Consider the following 17,933-nt stretch of genomic DNA (forward strand, 5'->3'; position numbering starts at 1 on the left):
ACAATCACCATGCTAGAGGGGAAGGGGCCTCGTTGCATAGCATCTAGTGCCATCCACCCGCACAGCGGGTGGTTTTCTGCGCCGCGCGTGCCGCGCGGCACGGACTAAAGTCCATGAATGAGACAGCGGGTAACATACCCGCTACTACGGCCACCGCCACTGCAAGCAATAGCCTCATAATTGGAATCTTTCCTTTTCGCATAACATCACCTTCCCTACCGCCGCTTCCACTTGTGTGGAATTTATGATTGCACACAATAAGTTACGCTCTGCTGGTAGAGAAGTCAATTTGATATAAGCAATTAATACACGGGATTGCTAGGTTGATTGCGGCAAAAGAATCAAGGAGACCGATCTTGAGAAATGCGAGCAGAAATGAAACCTCGGTGCAAAAGCTGAAAATGAGTGCAGCCATACACGGAAATCATCGTGTTGAGAGCGAAAAACGTGTATGGATGCACCAAAAATCAATAGCGATTACCGCCAAATTGGCGGTAAAAGTTGGCGGTAATCGGTCGCTTTCCATAGCAGCCGGGCCGCCCGCGCGATTGCGGACAGCCCGGCGCCTTATCTTATCTGCCTGCTATGTCGTGTCAGCAGCTATGAGCTGCTACTCCTCGTTGGCCTGGCGGTACATCACCGTCGCCATCTGGGCGCGGGTGAGGTCGCCCGAGGGGCCGAGCTCTCCGGTGTTGTCGTAGCCCTTGAGAAGGCCCGTGGAGACGGCCCACTCGACGGCGTCCTCGGCCCAGGAGCTCGTCTCGGAGCCGTCGGGGAACTTCGCGAGGTCGGCAGTGGCGCCCGGCTTACCAGCGTTGCGCCAGAACACGACCGCGAGCTGCTCGCGGGTGAGCTCGGCGTCGGGATCGAAGCGGCCGAAGCCGTCGTCGTAGCCGGTCATGAGGCCCTGCTGCGTGGCCCATGCGACCGCCTTGGCGTACCAGGCCGAGGCGTCGCAGTCGGTGTAGCTCGAGACCTTCGAAGCATCCACCGCGGGCTGTCCAGCCTTCTTATAGAGCGTCGCAGCGAGTTGGGAGCGGGTGAGCGTGTCGTCGGGGCCGAACTTGTGCGAGCCGTCGTCGTAGCCGGTCATCACGCCGTTCTCGACGGCCCAGTCGATCGCATCGTGGTACCACTCGCCCACTTTGACATCAATAAGGTTGCGGCTGGGACAGCTGCTGCCGCCGTCGCACACAAAGCTCACCTTTACCGTTGCAGGACTGTCCGGCATAGAGAACGTCCAGGTGTTGTCCTTCGAATCCTTCTTCACGGTGATCGCCTTGCCGCTTTTATCGGTTACCGAAACGGTCCACACGCGCTTGCCCTCGTCAGGCGTCGCGGTGATGGTAACGGTGTCACCCTTGCTCGCGCGCGAAGGCGAAACGGCGACCTTGCCGCCCTTGGTGTCAGAGACGGTGACCTTGTTCCCGCTCTGCACGGGCGGGACGTACGGCGGGTTCACAACATTGACGCCAGCACCCGTTGAAACGTTCGATCCCGTAACATGACCAACGATAGTGCCCGAACCTGTTATCGCAAGTTCGCCAGTCCCCTGAATATCGCCAGTAACTTGTTTACCGTTAAGATTGAGCTCAATATTTGCTTTTTCTGGGACGGTGACATCCCCGGTAACATCGCTAAGCAGCTTGACCTCAGCTTTGCCTTCTTCTGCTGTTGAAGCGTTTTCAATCGCCCTGTTCAGCGTGGAGTACAACGTATACATGGTGGTTGTAGCTGACTCGGACGAGCCACTACCCGGCGTGAGTGTTTCCACTTTATTCTGTGCCTGAGCAGCAGCATTCACAAGTTCCGCATTGGTAACAGTTACCTTCCCAGTTTCAACCTTGTCACCATTGAACGTAAATCCATCTTCTTTGGAGGTGAGACGGATACCATCTTGTCCATCGGCAGGCCTCATCACAACTGAACTTGCAATGTCAATATTGGTAGTCGGACCGTCATCGGATGCCTGGCCCTCTTCCCCTGCGTTATATACGGCAACAGCGTTTGCATACCTACTGTTCAGCTGAGCGTTTTTTACAGTCACAGTCAGATTGCGGTTAGTATCATACTGGCCCGAGCTCGTGCCATACAGCTGCCCGACAAACACCAAGGCCGAGCCGTCATCTCCGGATCCACCATTTGAATAGGTACCTTTTCCTGTACCCGTGCCGGTAAAGGTACCACCCCCGATAGTGATGGTGCCCATCTTGGCCTCAAGCGCCGTTAAGCCGGTAATGGTGCCCCCGTTAATTGTGAGCACGCCCTCCATGGGCCAATAAATGCTGGCTTCATCAGTATTAATGGAGCAATCATTGATGGTCACTGTAGAGCCAGCAGACGTGAGGTTATTGCCTGAGATAGCAAAATTCTTAGTGTCAATGGACCCGCCGGACATCTCAAGGGTTGACATCGCCGCCGGCACATCATCATAACCGTCCTGAGTGAATAATGTGATTCCAAAAGCACCATATAGCTCAGCGTCTCCCGAAATCTTTGCAGAGGATCCAGTGAGCTTTATAACGGTCGCTTTCTCTCGATTGCCCGTAAGTTTACCTCCGCTGATTTCAACTTTTGCCCCAGCCTCTGTAAGAATTATTGTATTCGGCACTGTGCTTTCACTCGACACCACACCTCCAGTCATGGTAAAAGTGGCGCCACTGTTAACTACAATCGTCCGACCGCTACTAGCATTTGCCCGGTTGACAATCTGACCACTTTCAACCGTCAAGTTACCAAGGCAGTTAATTACGCCATTGCCGTTATTTCCTACTATCTTTCCAGAATTACCGGCCGAGTCCTTTATCGTCACAGTGGCAGTATTCTGGATTATAATCGTCTGGCCATCTTCAACAGTGAGGGTAAATCCGTTCAAATCGATATAAATACTTTTAGGTATCTTTTGTTGGTATGCATATTGAATCCCAGCCGAAGCGTCCTTATGCAGCGTAAGAGTTGCTCCATCTTCAGCTTGCTGTACCGCCTCACATAATGTTTCATAGCCCTGATTACCAATGTAAACTGCGTCCTCAGTATCCTGTCCCTGATTTATCTGCTCGTTATTCGAGCCTTCGACTACCTCGTCCACAATTTCGGATGATGCATTATTAGTCTCTTCTGCCATCGCAATTTCAGGAGTCGCCATAAAAGCTAACAAGAAGCCGAGGCCCACCATCGCAGTTAATCGAATCGCGTTTTTCGCACTCGCTTTGACCGTCTCGGTAATTTCGGGTTGTACAAGACGCCCTCCCCTTCGTGTATTCAGTATTCGCATGTTTTCTCCTCTCTCCTAGAGGTAATACGGCCCAGGATCATGGCGCTCATTGCTCGTGCTTTGCTTTGCCGCCTTAAAATGTTACCCCCTACTAATCTTTTCGAAGCACCTAGGCGGCCAACCATTTCACGGCAACAGCTCCTTAGCAGATAGCCCCACAAAACCGAAATGGATTTTGCATACTATAGGTTACATTCCGCAGGTAGATAAGTCAAATACCGTGGCCCCCCTATCATGATTGTTTACGACAACATGACGGAGCAAGCAATCAGAAGTAGCAGATAAAGCCGTGCAAAAGAGAACCCTCCAGCTATTCAGTTCAGAAAATTTGACGGCCCCCTGACCTTACGTATCAGGCCAAGCCCAGCAAACTTCCGCACAGCAATGAAACCTCGGTGCAAAAGCTGAAAATGGATGCACCCACGCACGGAAATCGCCGTGTTGAGGGCGAGAAACGTGTATGGATGCACTCAATTTCAGAAATTGCACCGAGGTTTCATTTCTGCACCGAACTTCGAGATACATAGGTCAAACGCGCATCCGGCTCATCCTCATTAGAAGCACTTGCTGACACTCCGCCAACGCTCAGTAATACCCCGGAATTGGCCTCGATTCTGGAGCAAAACTGAGCGTCGACGAAAACAACGGTCGCCGATGCTCAGCTTCGCACCTCGCCAGCAGCCACGAGACAAAACGCAGCCTCCAGGCGCAAAAGGCGCCCACCGACCATCCTCTATAGAGACAAAAACGGGACAGTCCCGCGACTCACAACGCACAAGGGGCTGTCCCGAAAAACCAGTTCCCATATGGGACAAATCAAACCTACGCGGCGGCAAGCACGCGACGCGGCTCCTCCTCGCCACGAACAGCGGCGGCGGTCACAACGACCTTCTCCACACCCTGCTCGCTCGGCAGATCGAACATCGTCTTCTGCAGCAGCTGCTCGCAGATAGAACGCAGGCCGCGCGCGCCCGTCTTGCGCTCAAGCGCGAGCTTCGCGATCTCGTGCAGCGCCTCGGGGTCGAACTCAAGGTCGCAGTCCTCAAGCTGGAACATGCGGCGATACTGCTTCACGATGGCGTTGCGCGGCTCGGTGAGAATCGACACCAGGTCGTCCTCCGACAGCGCGTTGGTTTGTGTAATCACCGGCGTACGGCCGATGAACTCGGGAATCATGCCAAAGGCGTTCAGATCCTGAGGCAGCACCTGGTGCAGCAGGAAGTTCTCATCGGTCGAGGTGGGGCCAGCGATCTCGGAGTTGAAGCCCACGCCCTTGTTGCCCACGCGGTCGGCCACGATCTTGTCCAGGCCAACAAAGGCACCGCCGCAGATAAACAGGATGTTCGTCGTGTCGATCTGCAGCAACTCCTGCTGAGGATGCTTGCGCCCACCCGTGGGCGGCACGCTCGCAACCGTGCCCTCGAGAATCTTGAGCAGCGCCTGCTGAACGCCCTCGCCGGACACGTCGCGCGTAATGGACAGGTTCTCGGCCTTGCGGGCCACCTTGTCGATCTCGTCGATGTAGATGATGCCTACCTGTGCACGCTCAATGTCGCCGTCGGCCGCGTTGATGAGCTTCAGAAGGATGTTCTCGACATCCTCTCCCACATAACCGGCCTCGGTGAGAGCGGTAGCGTCGGCAATGGCAAAAGGCACCTCGAGGATGCGCGCGAGGGTCTGCGCCAGCAGGGTCTTGCCCGTACCCGTGGGGCCCAGCAGCAGAATGTTCGACTTCGCAAGCTCCACGTCCGACAGGTCGTCGGCGCCGGCGGCATGCTTACCGATGGGGGCACGCCCGGCCGACCCGTCCGACTCGTCATGTGCGCCTTCGGCAGCGCCACCCTCAAGCACGCGACGGTAATGGTTGTACACCGCCACCGACATGGCGCGCTTGGCCTCTTCCTGACCCATGACGTACTGCGAGAGCTCGTCATAGATCTCGTGCGGCGTCGGAACGCGGTCGATAACTTGCTTGTCGTGGTGGTGCGCGTCCTCAGGCTCGTCAAGCTCGGCAAGCTGCGAGCCCTGAAGGCCAAAGGAGTCGAGCATGTCCGGGAAGTCGGGATGCCCCGCCATGAAGTCGTTGGCAAGCGACTCCTCCAGAATGTCCACGCAGGCGGCAACGCACTCGTCGCAGATGAAGATGTCCGTGGGACCCTTCACGAGCTTGCGAACTTGATCCTGTTCCTTGCCACAGAACGAGCAGCGAATGGGGCCCGTGGGATACTGGTCGCCCCGAGAATCATTCGGCATTATTCGTTCCCCTTCGCAGCCTGGGTGCGGGAGGTGATGACGCGGTCGACGATGCCGTACTCAAGGGCATCGGCGGCACGCATGTAGTGGTCGCGCTCGGTGTCCTGCTCGACGCGCTCGAACGGCTGGCCGGTGGCGTCGGCAAGGATCTGGTTGAGGTTACGACGGTTCTCTTTGATCTCGCGCGCAACGATCTCGATCTCGGTCTGCTGGCCCTGGGCGCCGCCGCTCGGCTGATGAATCATGACCATGGAGTTGGGCAGGCAGAACCGCTTGCCCTTCGCGCCGTTCGCCAGCAGCACGGCAGCCATGGATGCGGCCATGCCCACGCAGATGGTGGAGACGTCGGGCTTGATGAAGTTCATGGTGTCCAGAATCGCGAGGCCCGAGTAGACCTCACCACCCGGAGAGTTGATGTACAGCGAGATGTCCTTCTCGGCATCCTGGCTCTCGAGGTGCAGCAGCTGCGCGATCACGAGGTTCGCGGTCACGGAGTTGATCTCCTCGCCCAAAAAGACAATGCGGTCGTTAAGCAGGCGCGAGTAGATGTCGTAGCTACGCTCACCGCGCGGCGTCTGCTCGATGACGTACGGGACAAGAGCGGATTCAATGTTGGGTATCATGCGTTCTCCAATCTGGATGTGCATACGTACAAAGTGCGGCGGCTGGACGCAAGCGCGATCCAGCCACCGCAGACATGCCGGTCAACCGGTATGATACGTACCCGAAAAACGGACGTTCACACAGAAATGCTACTCAGCGTCCTGCTCGTCCTTCTTGGCGGTCTCGTCGACCTCTGTGACCTTGGCGTTCTCGACCAGCCAGTCGCACGCCTTGGAACGACGGATGGAATCGCGGATGGCCGGGATGCGGCCCTCGGCGACGAACTGAGCCTTGGTGGCCTCGGGATCGGGCACACCGGCGCGCTCGAACTCGGCGTCGACGTCCTCGTCGGTGACCTCGATCTTGAGCTCGCGGGCGAGCGCGTCGAGAGCCAGGGACTCGCGGGCAACGTCGTCGGCCTGATGATGCAGGTCGTCGATGAACTGCTGCGAGGTGATGCGCGAGGACTGGAGCCAGGCGTCGAGCGTCATGCCGCTGGCCTGCAGGTTCTGCAGGAAGTTCTGGCCGAGCTCGGAGAACACGGACTGCTCGTAGTCCTTGTCGACCTCCTCGAGCTGAAGACGCTCGGCGAGGGCGGCCACGGCGCGGTTCTCCTTGAGGCCGGGCAGCTGCGAAGCCTTCTCCTGCTCGATCTCGGTCTTCACGGCGTCGCGCATGGTGGCGATGTCGTCGAAGCCGAAGGCAGACTTGGCGAGCTCGTCGGTGAGCTCGGGAACCTTGCGGGTGCGGATGCCCTTGACGGTGACCTCGACGGCAGCCTCCTCGGCACCCTCGACCTCGGGGGTCCAGGAGATCTCCTTGGTCTCGTCGATGTTCATGCCGGTCAGGCCTTCATCGAAGGCGGCGGGCAGGTTGCCGGCGCCAACGGCGATCATGCGGGAGTCGCCAGCGAGCGCCTCGGCGTTCTTGACGTTCTTGACCTCGGCGGTCACAAAGTCGCCGTTCTCGATGGCGCGGTCGGTGACATCCTCGAAGGTGGCGTGATAGCCCAGAAGCATGTCGACCTGAGCATCGATCTCGGACTCGGTGACCTCTGCGGGAGGCATCTCGATCTCGACCGGATCATAGGAGCTCAGCTCGGCGGTCTGACGAAGCTTGAACGTGACGGAGTAGGTGTAGTCCTCGTGGTCCTTGGCGATGTCGATGTCCTTGTACTCGGGATCGCCAACCGGCACGATGTCCAGCTCGTTCAGGACGCCGGGCTCGCTGGAGCCCACGAGCTCGTTGGTGGCCTGAGCGAGGGTGGCCTGAGCGCCCAGCATGCTGTCGATGACGGGACGAGGAGCCTTGCCGGCGCGGAAGCCCGGGAAGCGGTACTTCTTCGCAGCCTCGCGGTAGGCCTTCTTGATCGTGGAATCGACGTCGGCAGCGGGGATGGTGACCGTCGCGACGAGCTTGCCGTCCTGCACCTCGGAAGTGATGTTCAACGTTCCTCCTCTTACAAGCCCAGCTGGTCTCAGGTGCTGGGCACACCTCATGACACGAAGAGCCGCCCGGGCGGGCAGGCACGGCAAGAAGCCGGCTGCGGACCGAAGACGGTGTGCGCGGCCCCGTGGAACGCGGCCATGGTGCGGGCGAAAGGACTCGAACCTTCACGGGAATCCCACTGGAACCTAAATCCAGCGCGTCTACCAATTCCGCCACGCCCGCATGATGCGCACAGACTTTGCATGATAGCAGAACACGCCGAATTGCGTGCGGAAACACCGTATATAGTGGTGTAACCATGCAGCACGCACACTTTTGCGCCAAAAGCGCGGCGGCTGCGCTTGGGGACACGGGCGGACTGGCGTCGGAAACGGGCCGTCGGCAGGTCGGGCCGGCGGGCAGGTCGGGCCGGCTCCGCGCCGACCCGTCCGCCTCGGCCTGCAAGCCCGCGCAGCCCGCCCGGCTCCGCCCGTGCAGCCTATTCGCCGTGCAGGACCTTTTGCGGCGTAATGGGAAGCTCTCTCACCTGATGCCCGCAGGCGTGCGCCACGGCACTTGCAATCGCCGGCGCCGGCGTGTTGATGACCACTTCTCCGATGGACTTGGCGCCAAACGGTCCCGACGCTTCGTAGCTCGGCACGAAATCAACCCGGATACTCGGCACGTCGAGGCGCGAAGGCAGCTTGTAGGTCATAAACGAGCGCGTGCGCATGCGCCCGGCGGGGCTGTACTGCACGTCTTCGGTGAGCGCCATGCCAATGCCCTGGGCAATGCCGCCCTCGGCCTGGATGCGCGCCAGATTGGTGTTTGCCACGGTGCCGCAGTCCACGACGCCCACGTAGTCCACCACGTCGACCTCGCCGGTCGCCCGGTCGACCTCGACCTCGGCGATGCCCACCATAAACGGCGGGGGCGACGCCTCGGCGCCCTGAGCGGCATGGGCCGTAAGGGCGTCCCCCTGGCCTCCCGCGACGCACTTGTTGGCAAACGTCTCCAAGTCCATCTCGTGTAGCGGGGCCATGTCCTGGGCCCCCTCCCCGCCCGGTGCGGGAACGAAGACGCGCTCGCCATCGAAGCAGACGTCCTGGGAGTCGACCCCCCACCAGCTCGCTGCCGTCGCAGACATCTTCTCGCGCAGGGCGGTCGCGGCCTTCACCGTCGCCGAACCCGTGATGTAGGTCGTAGAACTCGCATAGGAACCGGTGTCGTACGGACTCACGTCGGTGTCCACGCCGCGCGTCACGATGCGCTCGACCGGACACTCAAGGACCTCTGCGGCGAACTGGGCCAGAATGGTATCGCATCCGGTGCCCATGTCGGTCGCGCCAATCGAGAGCACGTAGAAGCCGCCCTCCTCGAGCCGCAGGTCAACCGAGCCGATGTCAACGTTCAGGATGCAGGAACCCTGCATGCCCAGGGCGACGCCGAGCGCGCGCACGCGGCCGTTCCCGACCTCGCGCACAAGGCCCTTCTCATCCCAGCCAATCATCTCCTGAGCCCGGCGGATGCATCGGTCAAGCGAGCAGCTCGTGAGCGTCTCGCCGTCAAACTGCGGCATGACATCGCCCTCGTGCACCAGATTCATCTGACGCAGCTCGCACGGATCCATGTGCAGCTCATCGGCCAACTCGTTCACCGCCGACTCAAGCGCAAAAAGGCCCTGGGTGGCGCCGTAACCGCGGTACGCGCCCGCCGGCATGGTGTTGGTGTAGACCACCTTGAAGGTGAAGCGCGTGGCAAGGGCCCGATTGTAGAGCGGCAAGGACTTGTGCCCCGACAGGCCAACGGTGGTGGGACCGTGCTCGCCGTAGGCACCCGTATTGGAGAGCGTGTCGAGGTCGATAGCGACGATAGTGCCGTCGCGACGCGCGCCCAGGCGCACGTGCATCTGCATCTCGTGACGCGAGTTGGACGCGGTGAAGGTCTTTTCGCGCGTATAGCAGATCTTCACGGGACGCCCCAGGCGCGCGGCGGCAAACGCAGCGAACACCTCAAGGCAGCCGGTCTGCTTCGCGCCGAAACCTCCGCCGATGCGGGGCTTTACCACGCGCACCTGCGAGGGCGGAATCTCGAGCGCAGTCGAGATCATGCGGCGCACATGGAACGGGACCTGCGTCGACGAGACGCACACGATGCGTCCGTACGCGTCGGTGTAGGCAAAGGAGCGGAACGTCTCCATCATGGCTTGCGCGTTCGCTTTGGTGTGGTAGGTGCGATCGATGATAACGTCGGCTTCTGCGAATTCCGCGTCGAGGTCGCCGAACGCACTGCCGCCCTGCGCGCAGATGTTGCGCTCGCGCTCGTTGTTGATCCAGGCGGCGTTCACCGTGTAGCCGTCCTCGTCGTGCACGACCACGGGATTGTCGACAGCCTGCGTGAAGTCGAGCAGTGCCGGAAGCACTTCGTAGTCGACCTTCACCAAACGACAGGCGCGCTCGGCGGTGCGCTCGTCTAGGGCGACGACCAGCGCGACCTCATCGCCCAAATAGCGCAGCACCGGGTCCAGAATGAGCCGGTCATAGGGCGACGCCACGGGATTCGACTGTCCGGCCAGCGAAAAGCGGGTCTGCGGCACGTCGTGATACGTGAAGACAGCGACGACACCAGGCACCTTGAGCGCCCGCGAAGCATCGATGGAGCGGATACGCGCGTGCGCATGCGGAGAATGGATGATCTCCATGACGAGGGCGTCCGTGGGCGCGATGTCATCGGTGTAGAGGGGTTTTCCGGCAAGAAGCGCGTAGGCGTCCTTCTTGACCACGGGCTTCGACAGATACTTGAGCGCGGCGGTGCGCTCAGGGGCGATGTCGCAGGTAGGCGTGGTGTTGCAGCTGCTAGAAGCGCTCATGCTAAGCCACCTCCTCGTTGGCAGGCGCAGGAACGGCGGCGTCCTGATGGGGCGACGTGGCGCCGGACGCGTCGGCGGACGGCATGCCAAGGTAGCGGCGAATGGCTCGCATCTGACTCATGTAGCCGGTGCATCGGCAGAGGTTGCCCGCCAGATACCGGCGCACCTCGTCATCGGAGGGCACGCGACCGGCGAGCTCGCGCTCGAAAGCAAGTACGGTCATCACGAGGCCAGGAGAGCAGAATCCGCACTGCTCTGCCCCCTCCTCCGCCATGCAGACGGCGAAGGCGTGGGACTCTTCCTGAAGCCCCTCGAGCGTTGTGACGTCGCGACCATCCACGCGGGCAGCCAGAACCGAGCAGCTCAGCTGTGGCTTGCCATCAATCCAAACGGTGCACAGGCCGCAGTTGCTGGTCTCGCATCCGCATTTGACGCTCATGCAACCCTGCTTGCGCAGCAGCTCGAAAAGAGAGGTATCGGCGGCAATCTCGCAGGTTGTGCGCTTACCGTTTAGCATGAAGGAGATGTTCATCGAGCCGCCTCCTCAATCGCACGGCGCACCAACACCGGCGCGACCTCCTGCCGATACGCGGCGTCTGCCAGCATGTTTGTCGAATAGGTAAGTCGCTGTGCAGAGGCACAGGCGGCCTCTACCTCATCGGCGGTCGGAGCATCCGTTAAGGTGACGCAAGGTGCGCCTTGGCTGTTCGACGCGTCCTGCGCGCCTCCCTCCTGCGCGCTTCCCACCACCAGGCGGGGCCTGCCGGGGCGTGCGCCCACGGCAACACGCCAGCCCTGGCAAGTATGCGCCGCGCAGACGTTGATGACCGGGAAATCGGTAGCCTGGCGACGAACCGCCTGATAGCTTGCCTGCGCAGGAGCAGCGGGTACGATTACGTGCGTCAGGACGTCACGACATGTAGCTTTGTCCATCAGAAACGCCTCGAGCGGAATACGGCCAGCCCCCACAAACTCAAGGTGCGCGCCCAGGGCCAGCAGCACCAGACACACATCCGAGAACCCGAAGCGACCGCAAACGCTGCCGCCCACGGTCGCCAGGTTTCTGAACTGAACGCCCACGATATCGTGAACGGCGGCAGCAGCCGCTCCGCCGGAAGCGCGGTCCAGATGCTCGTCCAACTCGAACGAACGCAGCGTGACATATGCGCCGATGCGTAGGGCGTCGCCAAAGACGGGGTCGTCATGAGTGAGATTGATTGCGTCGAGCCCGCAATCTCCGAGGTCGATGACCGTCCCGACCGAGCGCCTCGACAGGCGCATCCAACCTCCGCCGCCAACGATACGGCTGCCCTTTTTGCTGCGCAGAAGCTCATAGGCATCCTGCGGGCTTTTCGCCCGCACATAGGTACCAAATCTGAGCACGACCATCTCCCCTCTCGCCGGCTCTCGACCAGAAAACATCAGTTTAGACCCACCAGGATCGCATGCCGGTCCGCGCACGGCGGCATATCCGCCAGCGAACAAAAAGAACGTAAGGACACCCGCTCCTTACGATTGTCGGAGCATCTGATAGTATGAGTTCGTGCATGGTCTGAATTGAGGGAGGGACTATGGCTGTAGCATCACTCGTCCTGGGAATTTGCTCGATTGTCATGTCGTTCATCAGCCTCAACTGGCTGGGTGTCATCCTGTCAATCGTTGGCATCATCCTTGGGTCGCAGGCCAAGAAGCGCGCAGACCAGGACCAGGGCATCGCCAAAGCAGGATTTATTTGTTCGATCATCGGACTTATCCTCTGCATCATCACCCTAATCGCTTGCGTGATGTGTGTCGGCACCCTCGGCCTTGCAAGTCTCAGCGCTGCTTACCACATGTAGGCTCGCCAGGGGGTAACGGATCGGGCGTCGGGAAATTCCCCGGCGCCCGTTTTCTTTTTCGACGGCAATCGGCCAAGGGACTTGAATGAATATTTCTGGGGACATTGGGTTTTCCGTTCTTGGGCACACGGTTGCGTATTATGGCCTCTTTATTGCGCTTGGCCTTATCGCTGGAGGCATCCTTACCTGGGTTCTTTGCCGAAAACTCCATATAGTCTTTGAAGATACCATCACCCTCGCGGCTGCCGGCGGGCTTGGGGCAATTGTTGGGGCAAAGCTGCTCTATCTTATGGTCAGTCTGCCTCAAATCAATCCCGCCCACCTCGCTGACCCAGAATACCTTGCAAGCTTGATGCGCGGCGGGTTTGTATTCTATGGGGGTCTGATTGGCGGCATCCTGCTAGCATGGTGTGCCGCGAAACTCTTTCGTATTGATCTTTCGAGCCACGTGCGACCACTGGTACCGGCGGTCGCGTTGGGACATGGTGTCGGTCGTATCGGGTGCCTTATGGTCGGATGCTGCTATGGCACCGCGACTGACGGACCCCTCTCGGTGACCTACGTGCACTCGCTTGCTGCCCCAAACGGCATCCCACTCGTACCTGTCCAGCTTATAGAGGCAGTATTCGAAATCGCATATGCAGCCCTTCTGGCATGGATCGCACTCCGCCGTCCGCAGATTCAGGTGCTTCCGCTCTATCTTGGGCTCTACGCCGTGCTCCGGTTTATGCTTGAGTTCTACCGCGGCGATGATGCTGAACGCGGTCTTTTGGCGTGCCTCTCTACCTCGCAATGGATCAGCCTGCTCATTTTGGCGGCACTCCTCACCCGGCTCCTTTGGAGACGTGCCCACCGGGAGAGCCACAAGGGCAACATGCACGAATAGCACTCCATAGGAACATAGCCTCTACCGGCATGCCGCCGACATGGAATATATCGTTCGCGTTCGAACTCCGTCGCACATTGCTCTGCAAACTGTTGCAAACACGCGGACAATCAAACGTCCTAATATTTCCCAAATCTAACAAACTTCGCATTTCATCACAGTATTTCCGCAGGTACATAACGCTTACCGACAATTCTTGCCAGTCGACAGGCGAGAACCTGGCAGCATTGTTTGCCACAACTTCTGTGACTAAAGTTTTGGTATGGATGCTATTCAGACAACCGCTGTCGTCATCTCTCATGAAACCGCCTTGAGAGCAATTCGTGTCGCGCGACGCCGCTATTCCATGCTTCCGTGGCACCCCCTTTCTTCAAGCGAGCAGCGCCGCGTGCTTGCTGCATGCGCTCCAAATCGAACCAGTATCGATATGGGTGCTCTTTATCGTGCGGGGCTATGGAACCACCATGAAACCGACTATCGGATAGATGTGTTAACGCTAAACGCCGCGCAAAAACGTTCTCATCCGCAGGTTCGGTGTCACAGCATCACGCAGAAACTGCCCGCAGGAAGCCTGCTGGAAATAGAACCCGGAATATATTGTGTGTCGCCGGCGCTCGCGGTAACCCAATATGCCGCAAAGCACTCCCTTGGCAAAACCGTGGCGCTGCTGCAGGAACTTTGCGGAAGCTTCTCTCTTCATGAAGACCAGGATGCCGGGCAAGAATCGTCTGCAGGTGAAGAGGACATTGGATACTATGAGTCAGACCCTGTGACCTGCGCTGGCGAACTTAGCAAACACATAGCAAAACTCTCCCATGTTCAAGGCTACCGACAAGCATCTATAGCCGTTCGGTTTGCACTCGATGGAGCGCGCTCACCTGGGGAGGCTATCATGGTCTCGATGTTTCATATGTCATTTTGTTATGGTGGTTTCAACGTTTCAAATCTGCTCTTAAACCACAAGATTGATTTTTCGCACATCGCTCGTGCAGCGTCACGCATGCCCTACGCAATCTGTGATGCCTATGTACCGGATTCGCAAACAACCCTTGAATACAATGGGTCCTATCATGACCAAGCAGCGGCGCGGATCCACGATGAACGTCGCAATGCAGGACTGGAAGCAATGGGCGTCACGACCCTCGTTATCAATCGGGAGCAGCTGCGTGACATTGAAGCTCTCGAATCAATCGCAAAGGTGCTCTACCGTCGCGCCGGAAAACGATATCAAAATCGCACGACAGGACGCTATGTTAAACAGATCAACCTGCTCAACGAGCTGAGGGCCGCATTTGGCTGGCCGAAATGCTGAATGAGGAATGCGAACGCGGCTCGCAACTCATGTCGAGCCTCCGACTTCGACACCTAAACCTATACTGGCTTCAAAGTGTTCAAAAATTCATTTTTTCGGCTCTGAAATTAACGATGCAGACGATGTATCAAAAGATTCAGCGCTAATATGTCCTTTATAATCCGATATCGGACTATATTATTGATTATTCGCCGTCTTACAGTTAATCAAAAGCCGAGAAAATAGATTTTTGAACAGCAACGGCGCTGGAATCGAGCGAGTTATGGCCAACGAGAAATCACATGGCTAATTCTATGCATACATCGTTATGTTTTATACATGCTAAACCGTGAGACCGCTTTACGGGTTTTGAACAGGGTTTTTGTATAGGGATACGCCTCACGAGATTGTTGCTGCGTTGAACAACCATTTCAATATTGCAGCATTGCGCGGTATGTAAGTGGGGGCGACGGGCAATTCATGCCCGGCGCCCCCACTTCAATGCATACGATGGTGAAAAGGCCCGGATAGACTAGCACACACCCTGTGCCATCATGGCGTCGGCAACCTTCATGAAGCCAGCGATGTTGGCGCCCATCACGAAGTTGCCCTCGTGACCATACTCGCGGGCAGTATCGTCCACGTTGTGGAACATGCCGCGCATGAGCTCCTCGAGCTTGCCGTCGACCTCTTCAAACGTCCAGGAGAGATGCTCGGCGTTCTGGCTCATCTCGAGGCCGGACACGAGCACGCCGCCCGCATTCGCCGCCTTGCCGGGCATGAAGGCAACACCATGCTCCTGCAGGTAAACCGTAGCATCCGGCGTGGTGGGCATGTTAGCACCCTCGCCCACGACCTTGCAGCCGTTGGCCACGAGCGCCTGAGCATCCTCGAGCAGGAGGGTGTTCTCGCGTGCGCAGGGCAGGGCGATATCGCAGGGAAGCTGCCAAACGCCGCGGCCGTCCTCGGCATGCCAGGTGGCGTTCGGACGCTCGTCGACATACATGGCCAGGCTTACACCCTTGTCGTGACCGGAGCGCTTCTTGTTGTAAATGTGCTCAAGGACCTGATAGTCAATGCCGTCCGGATCCTCGACCCAGCCCTTGGTGTCAGAGCAGGCAATGGTCTTGCCGCCCAGCTGTGCCACCTTCTGAATCGCGTAGATCGCAACGTTGCCAGAACCATGCACGACGACCGTCTTGCCCTCGAAGGAGTCGCCCTGGCTCTTGAGGTACTCGTCGACGAAGTACACCAGGCCATAACCGGTGGCCTCAGTGCGCGCGAGCGACCCGCCAAACGAGAGACCCTTGCCGGTGAGCACGCCCGACCACTCGTCACGAAGGCGCTTGTACTGGCCAAACATGTAGCCGATCTCGCGGCCGCCCACGCCCAGGTCACCGGCGGGCACGTCGGTGTTGGGGCCGATATGACGCGACAGCTCGGTCATGAAGGACTGGCAGAACGCCATGACCTCGCGGTTGGACTTGCCCTTGGGGTCGAAATCAGAGCCGCCCTTACCGCCGCCCATGGGCAGCGTGGTCAGCGCGTTCTTAAAGATCTGCTCAAAGCCCAGGAACTTGAGCATGCCAAGGGTAACGGTCGGGTTGAAGCGTAGGCCGCCCTTATAGGGACCAATGGCGCTGTTGAACTCGACGCGATAGCCGCGATTGACCTGGACCTTGCCCTCGTCGTCAACCCACGGCACGCGGAACATAATCACACGCTCGGGCTCGACCAGGCGCTCGAGCAACGACTGCTCCTCGAATTCGGGGTGCGCCTCGACGGCGGGCTCGATGGTCTCGAGGACCTCGGTAGCCGCCTGAAGGAACTCGGGCTGGTCGGCGTAGCGGTCGTTCAGCTCGGCGATGACCTTCTGGGTATAGCTCATTACTCTCTCCTTACTTCACGGATGCGCCGCGGAAGGCGGCTTCACGTCGTCTCGGCCGTGTGCCGTCACTCAGCCGGACCAACGCCTCGAAAAAGTTTACGCTGTGGCAACAATGGCATATGGAAGAAGCCGCCTCGAAACGTAGATGCAACAACCCGGAAACACACGGTGGCGCACCTCGCCCTTTTGGGTCCGGCGACAACCGCTGGCCCAGCATCCTTCACAGTGACCCCATAACCCTCGCATGAGCTCTGCGGCATTCGCAGCGGCGGCAGTCTTCGCTGAAACCCCGCCGCCCCTACAGCTCACGAGGACAAGGCCTGCCGGCCGCCATGTCCACAATGCCCCGGATACCTTCGCGAGCCATACTCCGCGTGTCGGCCAAGGTGTAGAACGCCATATGCTGTGTAAGCACGACGTTGGGGAACTGACGCAGGTATGCCATTTTGGGATTCGAGAGAATCTCGGTCTTGTGGTCGATATGCGTGATGCCCTCCTCGCCCTCGATGACGTCCATGCCGAGCGCGCCAATGTGACCAGACTCGATTCCAGCAATGAGCGCATCGGTGTCGGCCAGTCCGCCGCGGGCGCAGTTGATCAGCACCACGCCGGGCTTCATGCGCTCGATAGCGGCAGCGTCGATCATGTGGTGCGTCTCGTCGGTAAGGGGCACGTGCAGCGTGATCAAATCGCTGCGCAAGAAGATGTCGTCGAGGTCGCAGAATTCCACCTGGCCCTCGAAGGCCGCAACGGGCGAGGGATTACAGGCAAGAATCGTGCAGCCAAAGCCCGAAAGGCACCTGGCAACAGCCTGGCCAATGCGCCCCAGCCCCACGATACCCACCGTGAGCGAAGAAAGCTCCCTGCCCATCAGCCCCGACAGCGAGTAGTCGTTGACCTGCTGCCGCCAAAGCGCCGGCTTATAGTTGCGCAGCGTGAGCAGCATGAGCATAACGGTGAACTCGGCGACGCCCTCGGGCGGGTAGCCGGCGTTGCACACACGCATGCCCAGCCGGTGTGCGGCGGAGAGTTCGATGTGGTTATGGCCCACGGTTCGGGTGGAAAGGAATCGAACGCCAAGCTCGTGCCACCTGGTCAGAAGCCGCTCGTCAATCGTTCCCATGCCAAGAAACGTGGCCGCATCGAATCCAGCGGCGGCGTCGGCCGTGTCCATGCTGGGGACGTCGTCGGTGCAACTAAGCTCGACGCCCAGCTCGTCTGCAACGCGAAGCAACTCGGCACGTTCGTCGTCGCGAACCTCGTATGCAAGAATCTTCATAGACACCCCCAGCTTGCCAGCCTGTCACGCCGCCTGTGGCACGTAAACGCGGCCTCGGCAATACGCTATCGATTCAGAGAGCATTATATTGTGGCGAATCGATTGGCACCAACGCTTGAGGCCGATAGAATGCCGCCGAAGCAATAATGGCCGAGGGTGTACGTTGGGAGAACGGCAGGTTCGCTGGACAGGGGGCAGGTGATTTTTCTCGCAAAGGACAGGGTGATTCGCGTGATTTCTTCCGCGCGCTCCCGTCTCGGGCGTCTCGGGATTTCCGGTTGCCTTGGATTTGTGCGTTGCCTGAACGCGCGGCATCCCCTATAA

The 17,933-nt window shown here is 59.1% G+C and carries 12 protein-coding genes and 1 tRNA gene; 3 read left to right on the forward strand and 10 right to left on the reverse strand.

What is annotated here, in order from left to right:
- Window positions 1–610: 610 nt before the first annotated feature.
- From B5F33_RS10325 to B5F33_RS10360, 8 genes are all read right to left on the reverse strand, one after another.
- Window positions 611–3,274, reverse strand: coding sequence for an S-layer homology domain-containing protein (locus tag B5F33_RS10325; RefSeq protein WP_087411736.1), 2,664 nt, complete (start codon window positions 3,272–3,274; stop codon window positions 611–613).
- A gap of 822 nt (window positions 3,275–4,096) precedes the next feature.
- Window positions 4,097–5,527 (reverse strand): ATP-dependent Clp protease ATP-binding subunit ClpX, encoded by a 1,431-nt coding sequence (clpX, locus tag B5F33_RS10330; protein ID WP_087411737.1) that lies wholly within the window; start codon window positions 5,525–5,527, stop codon window positions 4,097–4,099.
- Complete coding sequence (locus B5F33_RS10335) at window positions 5,527–6,150, reverse strand: ATP-dependent Clp protease proteolytic subunit (protein WP_087411738.1); 624 nt, start codon at window positions 6,148–6,150, stop codon at window positions 5,527–5,529. The genes clpX and B5F33_RS10335 overlap by 1 nt, the downstream gene beginning before the upstream one ends.
- Before the next feature lie 129 nt (window positions 6,151–6,279).
- A complete protein-coding gene (gene tig, locus B5F33_RS10340; protein ID WP_087411739.1) occupies window positions 6,280–7,578 on the reverse strand; it encodes a trigger factor in 1,299 nt (432 codons plus the stop codon).
- 139 nt (window positions 7,579–7,717) lie between these two features.
- Window positions 7,718–7,801, reverse strand: a tRNA-Leu gene (locus B5F33_RS10345).
- Between the two features lie 256 nt (window positions 7,802–8,057).
- Window positions 8,058–10,427: a molybdopterin cofactor-binding domain-containing protein gene (locus B5F33_RS10350; RefSeq protein ID WP_087411740.1), complete on the reverse strand. Its 2,370-nt coding sequence runs from the start codon at window positions 10,425–10,427 to the stop codon at window positions 8,058–8,060.
- Between the two features lies 1 nt (window position 10,428).
- On the reverse strand, window positions 10,429–10,959 hold the full coding sequence (locus B5F33_RS10355; RefSeq protein WP_087411741.1) for a 2Fe-2S iron-sulfur cluster-binding protein: 531 nt from the start codon (window positions 10,957–10,959) through the stop codon (window positions 10,429–10,431).
- Window positions 10,956–11,810, reverse strand: a complete 855-nt coding sequence (locus tag B5F33_RS10360) for an FAD binding domain-containing protein (protein WP_158095360.1) — start codon at window positions 11,808–11,810, stop codon at window positions 10,956–10,958. The genes B5F33_RS10355 and B5F33_RS10360 overlap by 4 nt, the downstream gene beginning before the upstream one ends.
- Window positions 11,811–11,998: 188 nt before the next feature.
- Between B5F33_RS10360 and B5F33_RS10365 the strand changes: the two genes are divergently transcribed.
- The 3 genes from B5F33_RS10365 to B5F33_RS10860 all read left to right on the forward strand — a co-directional run bounded on the left by B5F33_RS10365 (window position 11,999) and on the right by B5F33_RS10860 (window position 14,463).
- Complete coding sequence (locus B5F33_RS10365) at window positions 11,999–12,265, forward strand: DUF4190 domain-containing protein (protein ID WP_087411743.1); 267 nt, start codon at window positions 11,999–12,001, stop codon at window positions 12,263–12,265.
- Window positions 12,266–12,350: 85 nt separating this feature from the next.
- Window positions 12,351–13,151, forward strand: a complete 801-nt coding sequence (locus B5F33_RS10370) for a prolipoprotein diacylglyceryl transferase family protein (protein WP_087411744.1) — start codon at window positions 12,351–12,353, stop codon at window positions 13,149–13,151.
- 262 nt (window positions 13,152–13,413) lie between these two features.
- Complete coding sequence (locus tag B5F33_RS10860) at window positions 13,414–14,463, forward strand: hypothetical protein (RefSeq protein WP_143757983.1); 1,050 nt, start codon at window positions 13,414–13,416, stop codon at window positions 14,461–14,463.
- A gap of 511 nt (window positions 14,464–14,974) precedes the next feature.
- On the opposite strand, the gene gdhA is transcribed toward B5F33_RS10860, so the two are convergent.
- Together gdhA and B5F33_RS10385 are read right to left on the reverse strand one after the other, a co-directional pair.
- A complete protein-coding gene (gene gdhA, locus B5F33_RS10380) occupies window positions 14,975–16,330 on the reverse strand; it encodes an NADP-specific glutamate dehydrogenase (RefSeq protein ID WP_087411746.1) in 1,356 nt (451 codons plus the stop codon).
- A 298-nt stretch (window positions 16,331–16,628) separates the two neighbouring features.
- Window positions 16,629–17,609 (reverse strand): D-isomer specific 2-hydroxyacid dehydrogenase family protein, encoded by a 981-nt coding sequence (locus B5F33_RS10385; protein ID WP_087411747.1) that lies wholly within the window; start codon window positions 17,607–17,609, stop codon window positions 16,629–16,631.
- Between the last annotated feature and the right edge of the window lie 324 nt (window positions 17,610–17,933).

Source organism: Collinsella sp. An2 (genome assembly GCF_002160065.1).
Taxonomy (GTDB): domain Bacteria; phylum Actinomycetota; class Coriobacteriia; order Coriobacteriales; family Coriobacteriaceae; genus Limicola.